The sequence below is a fragment of the Flavobacterium sp. UBA4854 genome (genome assembly GCF_002399805.1).
GTDB lineage: Bacteria > Bacteroidota > Bacteroidia > Flavobacteriales > Flavobacteriaceae > Flavobacterium > Flavobacterium ginsengisoli.
Map to the genome: position 1 here is coordinate 8,042 of NZ_DHEI01000101.1, position 3,975 is coordinate 12,016.

Here is a 3,975-nt window from a genome sequence, read left to right on the forward strand (position 1 = left end):
GCCAATCTTTGTAGAGCTTCTTGATAATGTCTTGTATTATTTTGTAAAACAATAATACAAGAACAACTTTCTAACTCTTCTTTACGAATCTTTCATTTAGTAATGGAATAACTCAAAAATTAACTCAAAAAACTGCTTAAAACTTTCAATTTTCAACCAGTTTTATAGTCCAAATTAAAATTTTCAAGTTTTGAGCTTGTTTTTACTTCTAAATTTTACATTTTATATGTAAAAATAAAATTATGGTTTTAAATTATAATTGAAATACATAATTGTGTTTTTCAATTGTAACTAATATCACATCTTTGCCCTATCAAATTAAAATTTAAAGAATTAAAATATAAAATTATGTGTGGAATTGTATGTGCCTTTGATCTTAAACAAAAAGCCGAAGCGTTAAGACCTCAAGTATTAGAAATGTCAAAAATCATTCGTCACCGCGGACCAGACTGGAGCGGAATTTACAGCAATGATAAAGCGATTCTTTCTCATGAGCGTTTGGCAATTGTAGATCCAGCTTCAGGAAAACAGCCTTTATTTACAGAAGACAAGAAATTAGTTTTAGCTGCAAATGGTGAGATTTACAACCACAGAGATTTGCGTAAACAATTTGAAGGAAAATATAACTTTCAAACTGAAAGTGACTGTGAAGTTATTTTAGCACTTTACAGAGAAAAAGGAGTAAGCTTTGTTGATGAATTAAACGGAATCTTCGGTTTCGCGATTTATGATGTTGATAAAGATGAGTATTTCGTAGCTCGTGACCACATGGGAATTATTCCATTATATATTGGGTGGGATCAACACGGAACTTTCTACGTAGCTTCTGAGTTAAAAGCTTTGGAAGGATATTGTACAAAAATCGAATTATTCCCTCCAGGACATTATTTATCAAGTAAAGATGGTGAATTTGTACAATGGTACAAAAGAGACTGGACAGAATATGATGCAGTAAAAGACAACGAAACTAGCATTCCAGAAATCAGAAAAGCATTGGAAGCTGCGGTTCACAGACAATTAATGAGTGACGTTCCTTACGGAGTTTTACTTTCTGGAGGTTTAGATTCTTCTATTACTTCGGCTGTGGCGAAGAAATTTGCTCAAAAAAGAATCGAGTCAGATGATACTACAGATGCTTGGTATCCGCAATTGCACTCTTTCTCTGTTGGATTGGAAGGTTCTCCAGATTTAGCTGCAGCGAGAAAAGTAGCAGATCATATCGGAACGATTCACCACGAAATTAAATTTACAATCCAAGAAGGTTTAGATGCCGTTCGTGATGTAATTTACAACTTAGAAACGTATGATGTAACTACAGTTAGAGCTTCGACTCCGATGTGGTTAATGGCGAGAGTGATCAAATCTATGGGAATCAAAATGGTTCTTTCGGGAGAAGGAGCAGATGAGTTGTTTGGAGGATATTTATACTTCCACAAAGCGCCAAATGCTAAAGAATTTCACGAAGAAAACGTTCGTAAATTAGGAAAACTTCACATGTACGATTGTTTACGTGCAAACAAAAGTTTAGCAGCTTGGGGAATTGAAGGTCGTGTACCATTCTTAGATAAAGAATTTATGGATGTTGCAATGCGCATTAACCCGCAAGATAAAATGATCAACAAAGAGCATCCGATGGAAAAATGGGTTGTTCGTAAAGCTTTTGAAGATATGCTTCCAGAAAGTGTTGCTTGGAGACAAAAAGAGCAATTTTCTGATGGAGTAGGATATAGCTGGATTGATACTTTGAAAGAAGTTGTAGCTAGAGAAGTTTCAGATGAGCAATTGGCAAACGCTAGATTTAAATTCCCATTGCAGACTCCAACTTCAAAAGAAGAATATTACTATCGTTCAATTTTTACAGAACATTTCCCAAGTGATGCTGCAGCATTATGCGTTCCTCAGGAGGCAAGTGTAGCTTGTAGTACTAAAATTGCTTTGGAGTGGGATGAGGCATTCAAAAACTTAAACGATCCATCTGGAAGAGCAGTAGCAAATGTTCACGATGATGCTTATGTTAAATAATTAAGAGTTTAATTTTTAGAATTAGTATATATATTGCCGAAAGACGTTCTTTTATGAGAGCGTCTTTCTTGTCTAAAAAAGTTTCTGTTTTTCAATAGATTAAAATTAAAAGTTTTGGTAATCGATTAAAATTTATTTCCAATTTGACTTTCGTTGAAATAAAAGTTAAACACTGAAATTTTAAGATGCAAAATGTAGGAAAGCAGAAAATAATATTTAGTTTTGCTTTTAAGCGGAAATTTTAATGATTTTTTAATGTACAGCTTATTTGAGGCTGGTACATCAGAATAAAAATAAAAAATAAAATAGTATGTCTGGATTGTTAGCCGTTATTGGCAAAGGAAAAGACCCCAAGCTTGTAAAAGAACTTTCTGAGAGAATGTCACATCGTGGACCTGATGAGAGCGATATTCATATTATGGAAAATGGCAGTATACTTTGTCATGAAAGCCTGTCTATAATTGATCTTAATTCGGGAAAACAGCCTATTCAAGGAGCTGATAAAGCATGGATGGTACATGATGGTGAAATTTATAATTATCAAGAACTTAAAGACACGGTTTTAAAGAATCATACTTTTAGAACAGAATCTGATTCTGAAGTAATTGTACATCTTTACGAGGAATTCGGATATGATTTTTGCAATAAATTGGATGGAGATTTTGCTTTTGTGGTTGTAGATGGCGATAAATATATTGCAGGTCGTGACCCGATTGGAGTAAAACCTTTGTATTATGGTTTGGATGAAAGAGGACGAATTTATTTTTCGTCAGAAATGAAATCTATTGCAGATCAGTGCAAATCGTTTTCTACTTTTCCTCCAGGACATTATTATACGGCAAAAACAGGTTTTGTAAAATACTATCGCCCAGAATACGAAGATCATAAAAATGCAACTCATGCACTTGATTTAGGGTTGATTCGTGAAAGTTTGATTCAAGCTACAGATAAACGATTATTAGGCAATGTGCCTTTAGGAACTGTTTTGTCAGGAGGTTTAGACACTTCGTTGATTTCTTCTATTGCTTCTCGATTGCTGAAAGAAAAAGGACAAAAACTCCATTCGTTTTCTATCGGATTAGATGCTGATGCGCCAGATAATGTTGCAGCTAGAAAAGCCGCAGAATTTTTAGGAACAGAACATCACGAAATTCATTTTTCTGTAGAAGAAGGAGTGAAAGTTTTAGAAAAAGTAATTTATCATATCGAAACTTATGATATTATTTCTGTGCGTTCTGGTGTTCCAATGTTTTTGCTTTCTAAAGCAATTGCAAGTCAAGGAATAAAAGTAATCTTGTCGGGCGAAGGAGCAGATGAGGTTTTTGGAGGACATTTGTATTTTAGAAATGCACCTTCAGAAGAAGAATTTCAAGATGAAACTATAGAAAGAGTACAAAAGCTGTTTACAGCCGACTTACTTCGTGCGGATAAAACGACAATGGCAAATGGTTTAGAAGTTCGTATTCCATTTTTGGATACAGAATTTTTAGATGTTGCCATTCGAATAAAAACAGAAGAAAAACAGCCAAAAACTTATGATGGCGTTGAGAAATACATTCTAAGAAAAGCTTTTGATACTGAAGATGCTTATTTGCCTTCAGAAGTTTTATGGCGTCAAAAAGAGCAATTTTCTGATGGTGTAGGATATAAATGGGTAGATGAATTAATTGAATATTGTGCTTCGCAAGTTACAGATGAGCAATTAGCTGGAGCAAGTGCAGAATTTCCATACAACTCACCAACGACAAAAGAAGCTTACTTGTACAGATCGATTTTTTATAAATTCTATCCACAGGTCAGCGCGGCGCAAACGGTTCGTAAATGGATTCCAAAATGGCAAGAAAACCTCGATCCGAGCGGAAGAGCAAATGCAGCCCATTTAAATGGAAATTTTGAACCTGTAAAAACTACTGTTATTGCTTAAAAGATAAAATTCCAAAATTTTTAAATTCC

At 34.3% G+C, this 3,975-nt stretch carries 2 protein-coding genes; both read left to right on the forward strand.

Annotated elements, in window-relative coordinates:
• Positions 1 to 348: 348 nt before the first annotated feature.
• Entirely contained in the window at positions 349 to 2,022 is a 1,674-nt protein-coding gene (asnB, locus tag B3J44_RS15065) for an asparagine synthase B (protein ID WP_177210404.1), read from the forward strand.
• Between the two features lie 310 nt (positions 2,023 to 2,332).
• Positions 2,333 to 3,946: an asparagine synthase B gene (asnB, locus tag B3J44_RS15070; protein ID WP_286969339.1), complete on the forward strand. Its 1,614-nt coding sequence runs from the start codon at positions 2,333 to 2,335 to the stop codon at positions 3,944 to 3,946.
• Positions 3,947 to 3,975 lie beyond the last annotated feature (29 nt).

What these genes read in the sequence shown, in the direction of transcription:
- asnB (WP_177210404.1), top strand. Translation starts at nt 349, where the DNA reads ATGTGTGGAATTGTATGTGCCTTTGATCTTAAACAAAAAGCCGAAGCG.
- asnB (WP_286969339.1), top strand. Translation starts at nt 2,333, where the DNA reads ATGTCTGGATTGTTAGCCGTTATTGGCAAAGGAAAAGACCCCAAGCTT.